The following is a 16026-nucleotide window of genomic DNA, read 5'->3' as shown; positions in this document are numbered from 1 at the left end:
GTGAACACCACCCGGGGCGGGAGTGGGTTGTGACCACACGAGCACCAGAGCAGCAGCGCCGCGTCAGCACCGGCGGGAACACCGCCGCCGAACAGGATCTGAGGACCTACATCCTCGACACTTCCGTCCTGCTGAGCGACCCGCGTGCGTTCTTCCGATTCGCGGAGCACTCCGTCGTCGTCCCCGTGGTGGTCATCACGGAACTCGAGGGCAAGCGCCACGATCCCGAGCTCGGCTACTTCGCCCGTCAGGCGCTCCGGCACCTCGACGAGTTGCGCATCGAGCACGGCCGACTCGACTTCCCGGTCGCGGTCGGAGACGGCGGAACTCTTCGCGTCGAGCTGACCAACACCGACCCCACGATCCTGCCGGCCGGCATGCGCCTGGGCGACAACGACACCCGCATCCTCGCAGTCGCGATGCACCTCGCGCAGGAGGGTCACGAGGTGACCGTCGTTTCGAAGGATCTTCCGATGCGCGTCAAGGCCGCCTCCCTCGGCATCTACGCCGAGGAGTACCTGGCCGAGCAGGCGATCGACTCCGGCTGGACCGGGATCGCGTCGATCGACGTGTCCGGAGACGACGTCAGCGACCTCTACGAGAGCGAGGTGGCCCTCAGCGAGGACGTGCGCGGGCTTCCCGTCAACACGGGCCTCGTCATCCACTCCGAGCGAGGCTCTGCGCTGGGCCGCGTGACCGGCGACGGCGAGTTCCGGCTCGTGCGCGGGGACCGCGACGTGTTCGGGTTGCACGGCCGTTCGGCCGAGCAGCGCATCGCCATCGACCTCCTGCTCGACCCCGAGGTGGGGATCGTGTCGCTCGGCGGGCGGGCCGGCACCGGCAAGTCGGCGCTCGCGCTGTGCGCGGGCCTCGAGTCGGTGCTCGAGCGTCAGCAGCAAAAGAAGATCATCGTGTTCCGGCCGCTGTTCGCCGTCGGCGGCCAGGAACTCGGCTACCTTCCCGGAGACCAGTCCGAGAAGATGAACCCCTGGGGCCAGGCGGTCTTCGACACCCTCGGTTCGGTCGTCTCCGGCAACGTTCTCGAGGAGGTCGTCGAGCGAGGGATGCTCGAGGTGCTGCCGCTGACGCACATCCGTGGCCGGTCGCTGCACGACGCCTTCGTGATCGTGGACGAGGCCCAGTCGCTCGAACGCAACGTGCTGCTGACGGTTCTCAGCCGCATGGGGCAGAACTCCCGCGTGGTCCTCACCCATGACGTCGGACAGCGTGACAACCTCCGCGTCGGACGCCACGACGGGGTGGCGAGCGTCATCGAGACGCTCAAGGGACACGATCTCTTCGGGCACGTGACCCTCATGCGCTCCGAGCGCTCGGCGATCGCCGCTCTCGTCACCGATCTGCTGGAACAGGGCGAACTCAGCTGAGAAACGAAACGGCCCGGCGGCATCGGTGGCAACCGACACCGCCGGGCCGTCGTTCGCAGGGAGGACGGTGTAAGTCCCGCGCGCGTCAGTGCAAATCGCGAAGAGTGACCCGCGTGACCATCTCGAGTTCCAGGCCGCCCTCGACCTCGTTCGTGCGGAGCTCGACGGCGACGGCCTCGATCTCCGCGAGAGAGGCGAGGTGCGTGCCCCCGCACGGGATGGACACGTCGCCGTCGGGGAGAGCGCATACCCAGGTGCGGCGCGCGGACAGGTCCTCGGCCGCGCGATCGATGCGCACGGCGCCACCGTGTCCGATCCAGACCGCCAACTGCGCATCGACCTTTGCGGCGATCGGCGCGAGGTCCGCGAGCACGCTCGGGTCGAATCCCTTCCGGCGCAGCGACTTGCCGATCCGGTAGGTGTCCACCGAGCCGCCCGTCACGATGCGGGAGCGCTGGATGGCCAACTGATCGAACGCGGGCACCCCTCTCGCGTCGAGCGGTGGTGACTTCGTCCACGCTCCCGCCAAGGCGGCATCCAGCGCGAGGGATGCCAGATGGCATCCGGTGTGCCCGGCCGACAGCGCGCGGCGGTGGGCGGCGTCGACCTCGACCGTGACGACACGGCCGACATCGGGAGCGTCGCCCTCGACGACGTGGGCGACGACGAACGTCCACCCCTCCGTTCCGCCGCGGACGGGGAGGTCGGCGCCGACATGGAGCGCCTCGTCATGGATGCCGCCCGTGAGGCCGTCGAGGACGGGCCAGACGTCGTCACCGTCGCGGAGGACGCCGCGGTCGGTGGGCTGATCGGGCCAGGCCGTGTCGACGGGATGGAACGCCGTGCGGTCGAGGAGGACGGCGGAACGTCCCTCGCCGAGGCTCTCGACGTGGACCACGGTGCCCGTCGAGGTCGTGGCTCCATCGGGGTAGGTCACGAGGGTGTCGTGTCGGGGGAGCGTCACCGGTTCAATCCCAGCGGTAGCCCTCGCCACGTACGGTGACGATGTTGTCGGGCCCCAGCTTGGCGCGCAGATAGCGCACGTACACGTCGACGACATTGGAGCCCGGGTCGAAGTCCATGCCCCATACGCGGCTCAGCAGCACCTCGCGCGTGAGCACCTCGCCCGGATGCCGGAGGAACTGCTCCGCCAGCGCGAACTCCCGGGCCGACAGGTCGACCTCGCGGTCGGCGACCGTCACGCGGCGGGCGAGGACGTCGAGCGAGACGTCGCCCCGCGTCAGCAGGACGGGAGCCGTCGAGGACTCCCGCAAGCGCGAACGCACGCGGGCGAGGAGCTCGGCGACCGCGAAGGGCTTCGCCACGTAGTCGCTCGCCCCGGCATCCAGGCCTTCGATCGTGTCGCTCGTGCCGCTGCGCGCCGTGAGCATGATCACGGGGATCGCACTGCCGCGGGCGCGCAGGTGACGGAGCACCTCGAAGCCGTCCATGGAGGGGAGTCCCACGTCGAGGACGACGAGGGCGATGTCGGGCTCGAGAGCGCGCTCCAACGCCTCCGCACCGTCTTCCGCGACGACGGTCTCGTAGCCGTCGGCGTGCAGACTGCGCGTGACGAGGGAGACGATGTGGGGTTCGTCGTCGACGACGAGGATGCGTGTCATCCGGTGGCCTCTCGTTGCATCAGGACATCGCCGGCGCGCACCGGCGAGGGAACAGGGGCCTTGGTGCCGACCGGGATCTCCAGGGTGAACGTCGCGCCGCCGCCGGGGGTGTCGGCGATCGCGCAGTGGCCGCGGTGCGCTTTCGCGATCGCATCGACGATCGCGAGGCCCAGGCCCGAACCCCCGACCGAGCGTTTGCCCGTCCCGCGATCGAAGCGACGGAAGATGCGATGGCGAAGGGCGGGAGGGATGCCGGGGCCGTGATCGCGCACCCACAGCTGCACGCCGCCCGCGTGGACGGCGCTCCCCACCTCGATCGCGCTTCCCGCCGGCGTGTACTTCGCCGCGTTGTCGGCCAATTGCAGCCACGCCTGGAGGAGGCGGTCGCCATCGCCGCGGATCACGGCATCCGCGGTCTGCTCGACACTCCACGCGTGGTCGGGGATGACCGTCACGAGCTCGCCGACGCGCTGCGTGAGCTGGGCGAGGTCGACCTCGGACATCGTGAACTTGTCGGTCTCCACCGCCGCGAGCAGGTCGATGTCGCCGATGAGCCGCGTCATGCGGTCGAGTTCGGCCATACCGAGATCGCGGATCGCTGCGGCATCGGCCGGATCGTTCGGGTCCATCACCTCGAGGTGGCCTCGAACGATCGTGATCGGGGTCTTCAGCTCGTGCCGCACGTCGTCCAGGAGCCGTCGTTGCGCTTCGTAGGCCGTCTCGTCGCGGTCGCTCGAGAGGTGCTCGGCAGGGACGGTCGGGAGGATGGTCCAGCCGACGATGCCGATCACGAGAAGCGTGGCGACCGAGACCGTCGCGTAGACGGGGATGGCCGCCCACGGGAGCGGCTGAGCGGTGACGACGTGCACGAGCACGACGCCGAGGGCGGCCAGGGCGAACCCGGCCGCGACGACGGCGACCAAGAGTCCGAGGGTGCGCGTACGGCGGGAGTGCACGCTAGTCGCCCGATTCACTCTCCGATTATCAACCCGCGTGGGTCATCGACAGGAGATCGAGTTTCTCGTCGAGCTGCGCTTCGGTCAGCTCACCGCGCTCCACGTATCCCAGGTCGATGACGGCCTCGCGCACCGTGATGCCCTTGGCGACGGAGTGCTTGGCGATCTTTGCCGCCGCCTCGTAGCCGATGAGCTTGTTGAGCGGCGTCACGATCGACGGCGACATACCGGCGTAGGCTGCCGCGCGTTCCGTGTTGGCCTGCAGGCCGTCGATCGTCTTGTCGGCCAGCACGCGCATGGCGTTCGACAGCAGGCGGATCGATTCCAGCAGCGCCGTTCCCATGACCGGGATCGCCACGTTGAGCTCGAACGAGCCGGAGGCGCCCGCCCACGCGACCGTCGCGTCGTTTCCGATGACCCGCGCGCACACCATGAGCGTGGCTTCGGGGACGACGGGGTTGACCTTGCCCGGCATGATCGAGGACCCGGGCTGGAGATCGGGGATGTGCAGTTCGGCGAGGCCGGTGTTGGGCCCGGAGCCCATCCATCGGATGTCGTTGTTGATCTTGGTGAGCGACACCGCGATCGTGCGCAGGGCCCCGGATGCCTCGACGAGGCCGTCGCGGTTGGCCTGGGCCTCGAAGTGGTCCTTGGCCTCCGTGATGGGAAGCTCCGTCTCGGCCTGGAGCAGCGCGATGACCTTCTGCGGGAAGCCCAGCGGCGTGTTGATGCCCGTGCCGACAGCTGTGCCGCCGAGCGGCACCTCGCCCACGCGGGGGAGGACGGCCTGCACCCGTTCGATGCCGAGACGCATCTGCCGGGCGTAGCCGCCGAACTCCTGGCCGAGCGTGACGGGCGTGGCGTCCATCAAGTGGGTGCGACCCGACTTGACGGCGTCCTTCCAGAGCTCCGCCTTGGCCTCCAGGGCGACCGCGAGGTGGTCGAGCGCGGGGATGAGATCGTCGATGAGCGCCTGGGTCACCGCGATGTGCACCGAGGTCGGGAACACGTCGTTGGACGACTGCGACGCGTTGACGTGGTCGTTGGGGTGCACCGGCGCGCCGAGGTGACGCGTCGCGAGGGTGGCGAGCACCTCGTTCATGTTCATGTTCGATGACGTGCCGGAGCCGGTCTGATACGTGTCGACGGGGAATTCGCCGTCGTACCGCCCCGTGATGACCTCATCGGCGGCCCAGGCGATCGCTTCGGCGATGGCTCCGTCGAGCGTGCCCAGCTCCTTGTTCGCCAGTGCCGCAGCCTTCTTGATGCGGGCGAGCGCGGCGATCTGCGTCGACTCCAGTCCGCTCCCCGAGATCGGGAAGTTCTCGACGGCACGCTGCGTCTGCGCGGCGTACAGCGCGTCTTTCGGCACGCGGACCTCGCCCATCGTGTCGTGCTCGATGCGGTACTCGGTGTCGGTCATGGCGGTCACGTCCTCGTTTCCTGTGGCTGTCGCTGAGTTGTCGGTGGAGATCAGTCGTCGAGTCCGACGCTGACCTGCGGCACGGCGGTTCCCTCGCCGAGTCGGTAGTTCGCCCCGACGATCGCGAGCCGCCCCTCGGCCACGGCGTCGGCGATGAGGCGGGAGGATGCCAGGAGCTCGTCGACCGTGCCGCGCAGGTGCTCGGCGCCGACGGCCTCGGCATCCACCGTCTCCGCCGTCGCGTCGGGCGCGGTGCGCAGGACGCGCTTGACGGCCGGGACGATCTTGGCGATGAGGCGCCAGATGTGCGGCGGCAGTTCCGGGGCGTCGAGAGCGGTGGAGTCGATGGCGGCGCGGACCGCCCCGCACTGGTCGTGGGCGAGCACGATGATGAGGGAGACGTCGAGCACCGCGACGGCGTATTCGATACTGGCGATCGCCGAGTCCGACACGACCTGGCCGGCGTTGCGGACGACGAACAGATCACCAAGGCCCTTGTCGAAGATGATCTCGGCCGCGAGGCGCGAGTCCGAGCAGCCGAAGAGCACCGCGCGCGGCTTCTGGGCGCTCGCGAGCTCGTGGCGCCGCTCGACGTCCTGGCGGGGATGACGCGGCTCGCCGGCGACGAAGCGCGCGTTGCCGCGGCGCATCTCGTCCCAGACGGTCGTCGGAGTGGGTCGTTCGTCGCTCACGGTGTCTCCTCCCGAAGGGTGCGGATCTGGTCGGCCAGCCCGGCGGCGGCCGCTTTGGCGGTCTCCGCCGACATGGAACCGTAGACGGCCACCGTGTCGGCACCGGCATCCGTCACGAGCGCGTAGCGGATGCCCGCGTCGCCGGGGAGGTCGTAGACGTCCCAGGTGATGCCGTCGACGGTCGTCGTGCCCGTCGGCGCGTAGCCGCCCAGCAGTGTCGTCGGCCAGTCCTCGGCGGCATCGAAGCCCTGCGCGATGCGCACGAATCCCTTCGGCGGCGCGTAGACGACCGTCCAGGCGCCGTCCTCGACGCGTGCCGCGTTCGCACGCCAGGATGCCGGTACCTCCGGCTCGACGACGGTACGGCCCCGATCGCTCGACACGACGGAGGCCGCGGCCGAGACATCGACGGGCTCGGGGGCGGGCGGAGTGCCGCGAGGGACGCCGAAGTAGACGACGGCGACGACGGCGACCGTGGCGATGAGCGCCGCGATGAGATTGCGGAAGGTCTGACTCGATCGGTAGACGCGCGAGGACTCCGCCTTGCGGGCGGCGGTCTCGTCGGGGGTCTCGGGGCGACCCAGCTCGGCGACGATCCGAGGACCGGATGCCATCACGACTCCGTGTCGGCGGAGCGGGCCGCGTCGAGGCGGCGCTTGGCGCCCAGCAGCCACTCCTCGCACCGCGCCGCGAGCGCCTCGCCCCGCGTCCAGAGGGTCAGCGAGTCTTCGAGCGTAGGAGCGCCCTGTTCGAGCTCGGCGACGACTCGCACGAGCTCGTCGCGCGCCTGCTCGAACGACAGGTTCGCGACGTCGGTGGCGCTGTCGCTCGTCATGATTCCATCCTACGGTCCTGCGGTGTCGTCTCCGGGGTCGCTGCGGCCCGCTCTGTGCCAGGGTCGGCGGCCAGCTCGCCGTCGGAGCGCGTCGTGAACGATCCACGGGAGACCGTGACGACGACCTCGGTGCCGGCCGGTGCCTGCGCCGCGTCGCGCACGATCACGCCCTCGCCGACGTGAGCGATGGCGTATCCCCGCGCCAGGGTCGCTCCGGGTGAGAGCGCGCGAAGGCCGGCGCGCAGCTCGGCGGTGGCGGTGGCGGCGGCATCCATCCGGCGGCGCACGAGTTCCCGCCCGCGCGACTGGAGGGTCCAGACGTCCTGCGCCCTGCCGGTGAGAAGCGACTCGGGATCGCGCAGCACCGGGCGTGAGCGCAGCTGTTCGAGCTGGGCGACGTCGTGGGAGACGCGCTGGGTGAGCCGGGTGCGCGCGCGGCTGCGCAGCTGCTGGACGAGGGCCCGTTGCTCGGCGACGTCGGGCACCACCCGTTTCGCCGCGTCGGTGGGGGTGGACGCGCGGAGATCGGCGACGTCGTCGAGAAGAGGGTGGTCGTTCTCGTGGCCGATGGCGGAGACGACGGGAGTCGTGGCAGCCGCCACAGCGCGCAGCAGGCGTTCGTCACTGAAGCCCAGGAGCGTCTGCGGGTCGCCGCCGCCGCGCGCGATGACGATGACATCGACGTCGGGATCCGCGTCGAGCGCCTTCAGCGCCGCAATCGTCTCGGGCACGCAGCGGTCGCCCTGCACGGCGGCATGGATCGTCCGGAACCTCACCTGCGGCCAGCGGAGCTCCGCGTTGCGGTGGACGTCCTTCTCGGCGTCGCTGCGCTCACCGGTGATCAGGCCGATGACGTGGGGGAGGAAGGGCACCGCGCGCTTGCGCGCCGCGTCGAACAGCCCCTCTGCCCGCAGTTGTGCGCGCAGGCGTTCGAGCCGCTCCAACTGGTCGCCAAGGCCCGTGTGCCGCATCGAAGAGACGGTGAACGTGAAGTCGCCGCTCTTGACGAAGTAGTCGGGTTTGACGCACGCGACCACGCGGTCGCCGACCTGCATCTGTTCGGGCAGGCGCTGAAGCGTCGAAGACCAGAGTCGGAACGAGATGGCGGCGTCGCCCGAGGCATCCTTCAATCGTCCGAAGACGTGACCGCCGCGCACATTCCAGGAAGTCACCTCGCCCTCCACCCAGACCGAGTTCCACCGCTGCACGAAGTCGCGGATGGTCTCGTTCAGCCGGGAGACGGACGTCGGGACCTGCGCCGAGGAGTCCCGCGGATGCACCGAATCGGGCGGCGGTGTCTGGCCCTCGGCCGGCTCGAACGACGTCACACACTCTCCTTCGGCGGGCGCTCAGGCCGCTGCCATCCAGCGCCTCGTAGAATCGGAGGGTGAGTGCCTCCGTCGTGTCCCTGCCCCTGCCCCGCATACCGGGGCCGCGTGGGCGGCTCCAGGATAACCCGGTGTCCGGACAGAAGCGGGTGCTCCTCGCATCCCCGCGCGGCTACTGCGCCGGTGTCGACCGCGCCGTGATCGCTGTGGAGAAGGCGCTGGAGCGCTACGGCGCCCCCGTGTACGTGCGCAAGCAGATCGTGCACAACATCCACGTCGTGACCGAGCTCGAGGCGCAGGGTGCGATCTTCGTCGAGGAGGTCGACGAAGTCCCCGAGGGGGCGAACGTCGTCTTCAGCGCGCACGGCGTCTCGCCCGCGGTGGTCTCGGCCGCGGCGGATCGCGGACTGCACGCGATCGACGCGACGTGCCCCCTCGTGACCAAGGTGCACCGCGAGGCGGTGCGCTTCGCTCGCAGCGACCACGAGATCCTCCTCATCGGCCACGAAGGGCACGAAGAGGTCGAAGGCACGGCGGGGGAGGCTCCCGACCACGTCACGGTCGTGAACTCTCCGGAGGAAGCCGACACCGTCGTCGTGAAGGACCCCTCGCGCGTCGTCTGGCTCTCGCAGACCACGCTCTCGGTCGACGAGACGATGGAGACCGTGCGCCGGCTCCGCGAGCGCTTCCCGCAGTTGCAGGACCCGCCCTCCGACGACATCTGCTACGCCACGCAGAACCGACAGGTGGCGATCAAGAAGGTCGCGAAGGATGCCGATCTGGTCATCGTCGTGGGCTCGGCCAACTCGTCCAACAGCGTGCGTCTCGTGGAGGTGGCGCTCGAGTACGGCGCCAAGGCCGCGTATCGCGTCGATTACGCGCACGAGATCGAGCAGTCCTGGCTCGACGACGTCGAGACGGTCGGGGTGACCTCGGGTGCGTCGGTGCCGGAGGTGCTCGTCCAGGAGGTGCTCTCCGAGCTGGCCGGTGCCGGCTACCGCGACGTCGAGCAGGTGCGCACGGCCGAGGAAGACCTCATGTTCTCGCTGCCCAAGGAGCTGCGCCAGGATGCCAGCGGGCGTCGCGACGATCGTGCCCTCGGCGGTCGGTCGAGCTCGTGACAGGGGAGCCTCGCCCGGCACCGCAGTACGGCGAGTACGCGACGCCGGAGGAGCAGCAGGAGATCATCCGACGCTCGGGCGGCACACCTGTTCTCCCGGTCGCGCCGACGCCTGAGCCGGTCGCGACTCCCACGGCATCCGCCTCTGCCGTGCCGGACGCCGCCACGCCGACCCGACGCCGGGACCGCTTCATCACCGTCGCGCTCCTCGCGTACGGTCTGTTCACCGTCGTGACGACCATCCCGCAACTGATCGACTACTCCTCGTTCGCCGACATGTGGCTGCAGATGGCGGGGATCGACGCGTCGTTCACGGCGACCGCCGTGGGGCGCGCGTGGGGCACGGCGGCCGCGCTCATCTTCGCGGCGGGCTGGATCGCCTCCGCCCTGCTCTCGTGGTGGGCCATCGTGCGAGGCGCCCTGTCCTGGTGGATCCCGCTCGCCGGCGCTGTCGTGACGTTCACCCTGGTGAGCCTGTGCCTGAGCGTTCCCCTGCTGAGTGACCCCGCGGTCATGGAGGGCGTGCTCCGAGCGGGTTGACGCCGGTTGCCCTTTCGGCGACGTGGTCGAATCACATTCGTCTCGGCACGTCACTTCAGTCACTTCAGTCACATCTGGTACCGTGACGCTGCGCCTGCGGCGCGCCCCCGACACCCCCCGGGAGGGAGCCAGTGATGCCACGTGCCCTCCCTCGGCGTGCCGTGGCGGTGCTGACCGGGATCGCCCTGGTGATCGCCGGCGCGGTCGCCGTCTCGCCCGCGACAGCGGCGCCACGACCGCAGAGTGCGGTGAGCCCGTCACCGACCGCTACCCCGACTCCGACACCCTCTCCCGCGCCGACGAAGTCGTTCACCACGGTAGGAAAGCCCACCGTGTCGGGGTCGCCGACGGTCGGCCGCACCCTCACCGCGGCGCCCGGCAGTTGGGCGCCCACACCCTCATCCGTCCGCTATCAGTGGCTCCGTGCGGGTGTCGCGATCACCGGCGCGACCTCGGTCACCTACGTGGCGACGAGTGACGACATCGATCAGGAAGTGGCGGTGCGCGTCACCGCGACGCGATCGGGCTACACGACCACCCGGGCCACGAGCTCCGCCGTCATCGTGCTGCGAGGCTTCGCGTCGGCGCCGACCCCTTCGATCAGCGGGACTATCGCCGTGGGGCGGACCGTCACGGCCGCCCATGAGTCGTGGGCGCCCACGCCGACGACCCTCTCCTACCAGTGGTATCGCGGCAGCAAGGCCATCACCGGAGCGACCAGCCGCACCTACAAGCTGACGTCGACGGACGCCGGCGCCTCCGTCACGGTGAGAGTCACGGCGGCCAAGGCCGGCTACACGACGACCAGGAGGACGAGCCCGGCGGTGAAGGTGCCGCGTGTGCTCACCGTTCCGTCCCGCGTGGCTATCAGCGGAACTCCCACCGTCGGCTCCACCTTGACGGCGTCTCCGGGAACCTGGGGACCGTCGCCGGTGACCCTGCGCTACCAGTGGCTGCGCGACGGGGTCGCGATCACGGGCGCGACCGCCAAGACCCGCACCCTCGTGACGGCCGACGCGGGCCATGAGATCTCCGTCCGCGTGTCGGGGTCGAAGTCCGGATACACATCGGTCGTTCGGACCAGCACCGCCGTGGATGCCAAGTACGGCTTCACGTCGGCGCCGACCCCGACGGTGAGCGGAAGCGTCGCGGCCGGACGCACACTCACGGCCGTCATCGGCACGTGGGCTCCGACCCCCAAGCTCGCTTACCAGTGGCGCGTCGACGGCGCGGTCGTGGCAGGCGCCACCGCGGCGACGTGGAAGGTGCCGGAGTGGGCGGCCGGTCGGACGATCACCGTCACCGTCACCGCGACCCGCAGCGGCTACCTGACCGTCACTCGCACGTCGCCCAAGCGCACGGCATCCTGGTCCCTCGGTTCGACCCTCCGGCCCGGGGTGCCGATGCGCACCGGTACCTACCTGGCCTCACCGAACGGTGTCTACCGCTTCACGGTGCAGGGCGACGGGAACGTCGTGCTCAGCAAGAACGGTGTGCCCCAGCGCACGACGCGCACGACGGGAACCATCGACTCGATCCTTCTGCTCCGCGAAGACGGTGCACTGGGCGTGTACTCGTCGGGGAGGACGACGCCGGAGTGGAGCGCGGGTACCGCCGGATACGCGGTGGTCGCTCTGACGCTCGACAACGCGGGTGCGCTGCGGCTCGTCGAGGTCGACGGGGTGTCCACCTGGACCGGGAAGAAGCTCGCCGCGTTCTCCGACACGTCGGCGGCGACGGCGAGTGTGCCGGGCAAGTACGGGTGGGCGTTCCCCATCCGTCCGTCGGCGAGCATGACGACCTATTCCGGCCACAGCGGCGACGACTTCGCCGCGCGCACCGGCACACCGGTGTACGCCATGCGCGGTGGCAAGGTCACCGTGCAGGAGATCTGGATCACGTCAGGCTGCCCGTCGTGGGCGCCGAACAACACGCGCCAGAAGCAGGTGCTCGTCGAGACGAAGATCGACGGCACCACGTTCGTGCTCACCTACGCCCACCTGAGTGCGTTCTCCGTGAAGAACGGACAGACGGTGAAAGCCGGCCAAAAGATCGGCGAGGTCGGGTCCACGGGATGTTCCACGGGCCCGCACCTGCATCTGGCGATGAAGGTCGACGGGGTCGCGAAACTGCTCTACCCGCGCGACGTGCTGCTCGGCGCGACGTACTGAACCAGGGCACCGAGCCGGGCGCGACGGGCAGGGCCGCAAGGACTTCGCTCGCTCAACAGCACGGCGCCCCGTGTCGTCGCGGGGACGAGACGGGGCGCCGTGGTGAAGCTCAGGACTGCGACTTGCCGTGCGAGCCGAGCTGCTTGGTCGCCTCGACCACGCGGGCGGCCATCGCCGACTCGGCGATCTTGCCCCAGGCGCGCGGGTCGTAGGCCTTCTTGTTGCCGACCTCGCCGTCGACCTTGAGCACGCCGTCGTAGTTCTGGAACATGAAGCCCGCCACCGAGCGGGTGAACGCATACTGCGTGTCGGTGTCGATGTTCATCTTGACGACGCCGTTGGCGACCGCGAGGGCGATCTCCTCGTCGGTCGAGCCCGAGCCGCCGTGGAAGACGAGGTCGAGGGGCTTGGGGCCGGTGCCGAACTGCGACGCGATGCCCTCCTGGATCTCGCCGAGGAGTTCCGGACGGAGCTTGACGTTGCCCGGCTTGTACACGCCGTGGACGTTGCCGAAGGTGAGTGCGGCGATCCAGCGGCCCTGGTCGCCCAGGCCGAGAGCCTCGACGGCCTTCGCCACGTCGGCGGTCGTCGTGTACAGCGCGTCGTTGGAGCCTTCGTGCTTGACCCCGTCCTCCTCGCCGCCGACGACGCCGATCTCCACCTCGAGGATGGCGTTGATCGCCTTGATGCGGGGGAGGAGTTCCTTGGCGATGTCGATGTTCTCGTCGAGCGGCACGGCCGAGCCGTCCCACATGTGCGACTGGAAGATGGGCTGTCCGCCATCGGCGACGACCGCCTCGGAAGCCGCGATCAGGGGAAGCACGAAGTCTTCGAGAGCGGGCTTCGGGCAGTGGTCGGTGTGGAGCGCGACCGTGATGGGGTAGCTCATGGCAACCTCGTGCACGTACGCGGCGAAGGCGAGGGCGCCGGTCGCGCGGGCCTTGACCGTGTGTCCTGCGAAGTAGTCGGCACCTCCCGTGGTGACCTGCAGGATGCCGTCGGAACCGGCTTCGGTGAGACCTTGCAGGACGGCGTTGACCGACTGCGAGCTGGCGGCGTTGATCGCCGGGTAGGCGAATCCACCGGCCTTCGCGCGATCCAGCATTTCTGCGTACTGCTCAGGGGTGGCGACGGGCATGACAGCTCCTAGCGATGTGTCTGTTCGGCGGTGATTCCATCGGCCACTTTATCGAAGCGAGGCGGGAGGGGTGCGGTCGGTGACCGGGAAAAGGCGTGGGGGCACCATGCCCTTCCGCTGTGGCAAGAATCGCGTTTCCTTCGCCCCGGAAGGCCCGAAAGTCGCGGCGGCGGTCGGCATCCGCGCGTAGTCTGGCGACATGGTGAGTCTGACCGCGGATATGAGCCCGCTGCATCCCGATCGCAACCTGGCCCTCGAGCTCGTCCGCGCCACCGAGGCGGCGGCGATCCGCTCGGTGCCCTTCATCGGACGGGGCCAGAAGGAGCTCGCCGACGGGGCGGCCGTCGATGCGATGCGCGCGTTTCTCTCGACGGTGAACTTCGACGGCGTCATCGTCATCGGGGAGGGCGAGAAGGACAACGCCCCCATGCTGTTCAACGGCGAGCATGTGGGCACGGGGCGCGGGCCGCAGTGCGACATCGCGGTCGATCCCATCGACGGCACGACGCTGACAGCGGAGGGGCGCAACAACGCGCTGTCCGTGCTCGCCGTGGCCGACCGCGGCGCGATGCTCGACGCGTCGTCGGTGTTCTACATGGACAAGATCGTCACTGGTCCTGCCGGGGTCGGCGTCGTCGACATCCGGCTGCCCGTCGCCGAGAACATCCGGCGCCTTGCGTCTGCGCTCGGCAAGCCGGTCGACGAGCTCGTCGTGTCGGTGCTCAACCGCCCGCGCCACGCCCGGCTGATCGAGGAGATCCGCGAGGCCGGAGCAGGGACGCGCCTCATGAGCGACGGCGATGTGGCCGGGGGCATCAACGCGGCGCGCCACAACGCCCGCACGGACATGTGTATCGGCATCGGCGGCAGTCCCGAGGGCATCGTCACGGCGTGCGCCATCAAGGCGCTGGGCGGGCACATCCAGGGGCGGCTCTGGCCGCGCGACGACGAGGAGAAGCAGCGCGGACTCGACGCGGGCCTCAAGGTCGACGATCACGTGTACGAGGCCGACGACATGGTGAAGGGCAAGAATACGATTTTCGTGGCCACCGGCGTCACCAACGGCGAGCTCGTGGCCGGAGTCCGACGAGACGGCGACTTCATCTACACCGAGTCGGTGGTGCTGCGAGGTGCATCCGGAACGCTGCGACGGATCTCGTCGGAGCACCTGACGTCCAAGTGGCTGTGATTCGCGGGGCGTGACCTGATCGAGACGGTCTCCTGCGTGGCGACACCTTCGAAGTGTGACCGCATCTGGCAGAATGGACCGCGGTGTCACCGGCGACACGTCGCCGTCTACACAGCCCAGGAGTCGTGATGTCCGCAGCAACGAACAGTCCGAAGACCGGTCAGATCGCGGTTCCCATCGACCCTGCTCGTCGGCCCGACGTGCTGCTTCGTCGTCGTGCGCCGGAAGGGCATCAGGTGAGCGCCTGGTGGATGATCGGCGCCTTCGTCGCCGTGTCGCTCGCCGTCGTCAGCGCGATGAGCCTCCTTCCTGGCGGTTGACCCTTCGCTTCACCGCGTCTACAGCCGATCTCGGAGGTCTCCGACGTCGGCGCCGAGCTCCGGGCTGAGGAACTCTGTCGCCGTGAGCGGACGCGGTGCACTCTCGATGACCTGCGGAGGAGCAACCGCGTCGAGCTTCGTCTCGTCGATACCGGGGAATCGTCGCGCGCTGACGAGCACTCGGGATTCGAGCGCACCGGCGAAGCGGTTGTAACTCGCGACCGTGCGCTCGATCGCCCGCCGAAGATCATCGGTGTGCCGCGCGAGCCCACCGAGGCGGTGATACAGCTCGTTCCCCAACTCGAACAGCGTGCGAGCCTCGTCGGAGACGTCCTGCTGCGTCCAGGTGTAGGCCACGGTCTTCAGTACCGCCCACAGGTTCACCGGTGACGCGAGAGCCACCCGCCGACCGAACGCATAGTCCAGCAGGGAAGGGTCTTCCTCGAGCGCCGCGGCCAGCAGAGACTCGCTCGGGATGAAACAGACAACGAACTCGGGACTGGCGCTCAGGCCGGCCCAGTACGACTTCTTGGCCAACGCGTCGACGTGCGCACGCACGGCCTTGACGTGGCGGTCCAGGAGCAGCTTGCGCCGCGCGCCCTCCTCGCCCGTGGCGGTCACGGGGATGGCACTGGCCTCCAGATACGCATCGAGCGGCACTTTCGCGTCTACGGCGAGAGCCTTGTCTCCCGGCAGTCGGACGACGAGATCCGGTCGGCCGGCCCCGGCATCCGACACCACGGAGGTCTGCGTGTCGAAGTCGACATAGCGCGTGAGGCCCGCCGATTCCACGATGCGCCGCAACTGTGTCTCGCCCCACACGCCGCGAGCAGAGTTGGAGCGGAGGGCCCCTGCGAGCGCCTCGGTCGTCGAACGCAACGACTCGCTCTGCGTGTGCGCCTGGCGCAGCTGCTCGGCGATGGTGCCGTATTGCTGGCGGCGGTCGCGCTCCAGTTCGTCGACCTTGGCCTGCATCGCCTGCAGTGAGTCCTGCACGGGTGCCAGCGCGCGCAGCACCTGTTGCTCGCGTCGCTCTCGTTCGTCGCGGAGCGCCTGGTCGTTACGCGCCTGCGCGGCCATTTCTCGCGTCAGCGTGCGCTGTTGCTCCAGCTGGGCGGCCAGCGCGGCACCCTCGGCCTCCGCGGCCGCCAGTCGCGCTCCGAGCGCCGCTCGCGCAGCCGACGCTCTTTCCGCGGTGCGCGCGGCGGCGGCGAACCAGCCGGCGAGCAGCCCGGCGAACAGACACGCGACTGCGGTCGCGGTGACGAAGAGGAGATCCATGCCGTCAGGATGCCGGTGACCACCGA

Annotated in this window: 16 protein-coding genes; 6 read left to right on the top strand and 10 right to left on the bottom strand. The window is 69.5% G+C overall.

Annotated elements, in window-relative coordinates; genetic code table 11:
• The first annotated feature begins 29 nt into the window (after positions 1–29).
• Positions 30–1385 carry a PhoH family protein gene (locus ACSQ18_RS08980; protein ID WP_436036860.1) on the top strand — a complete coding sequence of 452 codons (1356 nt, stop codon included), beginning with the start codon at positions 30–32 and terminating at the stop codon, positions 1383–1385.
• 85 nt (positions 1386–1470) lie between these two features.
• On the opposite strand, the gene ACSQ18_RS08975 is transcribed toward ACSQ18_RS08980, so the two are convergent.
• Genes ACSQ18_RS08975 through xseA form a run of 8 tightly spaced genes read right to left on the bottom strand, consistent with a single transcriptional unit; the run spans position 1471 to position 8193 of the window.
• Positions 1471–2349, bottom strand: a complete 879-nt coding sequence (locus ACSQ18_RS08975; protein ID WP_436036859.1) for a metal-dependent hydrolase — start codon at positions 2347–2349, stop codon at positions 1471–1473.
• 4 nt (positions 2350–2353) lie between these two features.
• Positions 2354–3007 carry a response regulator transcription factor gene (locus ACSQ18_RS08970; RefSeq protein ID WP_144808223.1) on the bottom strand — a complete coding sequence of 218 codons (654 nt, stop codon included), beginning with the start codon at positions 3005–3007 and terminating at the stop codon, positions 2354–2356.
• Positions 3004–3981, bottom strand: coding sequence for a sensor histidine kinase (locus tag ACSQ18_RS08965; RefSeq protein WP_436036857.1), 978 nt, complete (start codon positions 3979–3981; stop codon positions 3004–3006). Before ACSQ18_RS08965 ends, ACSQ18_RS08970 begins: the two co-directional genes overlap by 4 nt.
• Positions 3982–3991: 10 nt before the next feature.
• Positions 3992–5386 carry a class II fumarate hydratase gene (locus ACSQ18_RS08960; protein WP_144809350.1) on the bottom strand — a complete coding sequence of 465 codons (1395 nt, stop codon included), beginning with the start codon at positions 5384–5386 and terminating at the stop codon, positions 3992–3994.
• Positions 5387–5436: 50 nt separating this feature from the next.
• Entirely contained in the window at positions 5437–6036 is a 600-nt protein-coding gene (locus ACSQ18_RS08955) for a carbonic anhydrase (RefSeq protein ID WP_144809347.1), read from the bottom strand.
• A 38-nt stretch (positions 6037–6074) separates the two neighbouring features.
• Positions 6075–6692 carry a DUF4245 family protein gene (locus tag ACSQ18_RS08950; RefSeq protein WP_436036855.1) on the bottom strand — a complete coding sequence of 206 codons (618 nt, stop codon included), beginning with the start codon at positions 6690–6692 and terminating at the stop codon, positions 6075–6077.
• On the bottom strand, positions 6692–6913 hold the full coding sequence (locus ACSQ18_RS08945) for an exodeoxyribonuclease VII small subunit (protein WP_144808217.1): 222 nt from the start codon (positions 6911–6913) through the stop codon (positions 6692–6694). The genes ACSQ18_RS08950 and ACSQ18_RS08945 overlap by 1 nt, the downstream gene beginning before the upstream one ends.
• Positions 6910–8193, bottom strand: coding sequence for an exodeoxyribonuclease VII large subunit (gene xseA / locus ACSQ18_RS08940; RefSeq protein ID WP_436038413.1), 1284 nt, complete (start codon positions 8191–8193; stop codon positions 6910–6912). The genes ACSQ18_RS08945 and xseA overlap by 4 nt, the downstream gene beginning before the upstream one ends.
• Positions 8194–8327: 134 nt before the next feature.
• Between xseA and ACSQ18_RS08935 the strand changes: the two genes are divergently transcribed.
• From ACSQ18_RS08935 to ACSQ18_RS08925, 3 genes are all read left to right on the top strand, one after another.
• Positions 8328–9362, top strand: coding sequence for a 4-hydroxy-3-methylbut-2-enyl diphosphate reductase (locus ACSQ18_RS08935; protein ID WP_144809345.1), 1035 nt, complete (start codon positions 8328–8330; stop codon positions 9360–9362).
• Positions 9359–9901, top strand: coding sequence for a DUF6264 family protein (locus ACSQ18_RS08930; RefSeq protein ID WP_436036853.1), 543 nt, complete (start codon positions 9359–9361; stop codon positions 9899–9901). Before ACSQ18_RS08935 ends, ACSQ18_RS08930 begins: the two co-directional genes overlap by 4 nt.
• Positions 9902–10035: 134 nt before the next feature.
• Entirely contained in the window at positions 10036–12072 is a 2037-nt protein-coding gene (locus ACSQ18_RS08925; protein ID WP_436036851.1) for a peptidoglycan DD-metalloendopeptidase family protein, read from the top strand.
• Between the two features lie 109 nt (positions 12073–12181).
• On the opposite strand, the gene fbaA is transcribed toward ACSQ18_RS08925, so the two are convergent.
• Complete coding sequence (gene fbaA / locus ACSQ18_RS08920) at positions 12182–13210, bottom strand: class II fructose-bisphosphate aldolase (protein WP_436036849.1); 1029 nt, start codon at positions 13208–13210, stop codon at positions 12182–12184.
• Positions 13211–13409: 199 nt separating this feature from the next.
• On the opposite strand from fbaA, the gene glpX reads away from it, so the two are divergent.
• On the top strand, positions 13410–14399 hold the full coding sequence (gene glpX, locus ACSQ18_RS08915) for a class II fructose-bisphosphatase (protein ID WP_436036847.1): 990 nt from the start codon (positions 13410–13412) through the stop codon (positions 14397–14399).
• A gap of 128 nt (positions 14400–14527) precedes the next feature.
• Positions 14528–14719 carry a UDP-N-acetylmuramyl pentapeptide phosphotransferase gene (locus ACSQ18_RS08910; protein WP_144808205.1) on the top strand — a complete coding sequence of 64 codons (192 nt, stop codon included), beginning with the start codon at positions 14528–14530 and terminating at the stop codon, positions 14717–14719.
• 18 nt (positions 14720–14737) lie between these two features.
• Here ACSQ18_RS08910 and ACSQ18_RS08905 read toward each other — a convergent pair whose 3' ends face one another.
• A complete protein-coding gene (locus tag ACSQ18_RS08905; RefSeq protein ID WP_436036845.1) occupies positions 14738–16000 on the bottom strand; it encodes a DNA recombination protein RmuC in 1263 nt (420 codons plus the stop codon).
• Positions 16001–16026: the final 26 nt, after the last annotated feature.

It is taken from the genome of Microbacterium sp. LjRoot45 (assembly GCF_964253325.1).
Lineage (GTDB): Bacteria > Actinomycetota > Actinomycetes > Actinomycetales > Microbacteriaceae > Microbacterium.
The sequence above is the reverse complement of the archived record's forward strand: the minus strand, read 5'-3'. Positions and strand labels throughout refer to the sequence as shown.

Bases quoted from the DNA above. Each gene is read 5' to 3' on its own strand.
- ACSQ18_RS08960 (WP_144809350.1), bottom strand. From the start codon at position 5,386: ATGACCGACACCGAGTACCGCATCGAGCACGACACGATGGGCGAGGTC.
- ACSQ18_RS08955 (WP_144809347.1), bottom strand. From the start codon at position 6,036: ATGCGCCGCGGCAACGCGCGCTTCGTCGCCGGCGAGCCGCGTCATCCC.
- glpX (WP_436036847.1), top strand. From the start codon at position 13,410: ATGGTGAGTCTGACCGCGGATATGAGCCCGCTGCATCCCGATCGCAAC.
- ACSQ18_RS08950 (WP_436036855.1), bottom strand. From the start codon at position 6,692: ATGGCATCCGGTCCTCGGATCGTCGCCGAGCTGGGTCGCCCCGAGACC.
- fbaA (WP_436036849.1), bottom strand. From the start codon at position 13,210: ATGCCCGTCGCCACCCCTGAGCAGTACGCAGAAATGCTGGATCGCGCG.
- ACSQ18_RS08905 (WP_436036845.1), bottom strand. From the start codon at position 16,000: ATGGATCTCCTCTTCGTCACCGCGACCGCAGTCGCGTGTCTGTTCGCC.
- ACSQ18_RS08910 (WP_144808205.1), top strand. From the start codon at position 14,528: ATGTCCGCAGCAACGAACAGTCCGAAGACCGGTCAGATCGCGGTTCCC.
- ACSQ18_RS08970 (WP_144808223.1), bottom strand. From the start codon at position 3,007: ATGACACGCATCCTCGTCGTCGACGACGAACCCCACATCGTCTCCCTC.
- ACSQ18_RS08945 (WP_144808217.1), bottom strand. From the start codon at position 6,913: ATGACGAGCGACAGCGCCACCGACGTCGCGAACCTGTCGTTCGAGCAG.
- ACSQ18_RS08925 (WP_436036851.1), top strand. From the start codon at position 10,036: ATGCCACGTGCCCTCCCTCGGCGTGCCGTGGCGGTGCTGACCGGGATC.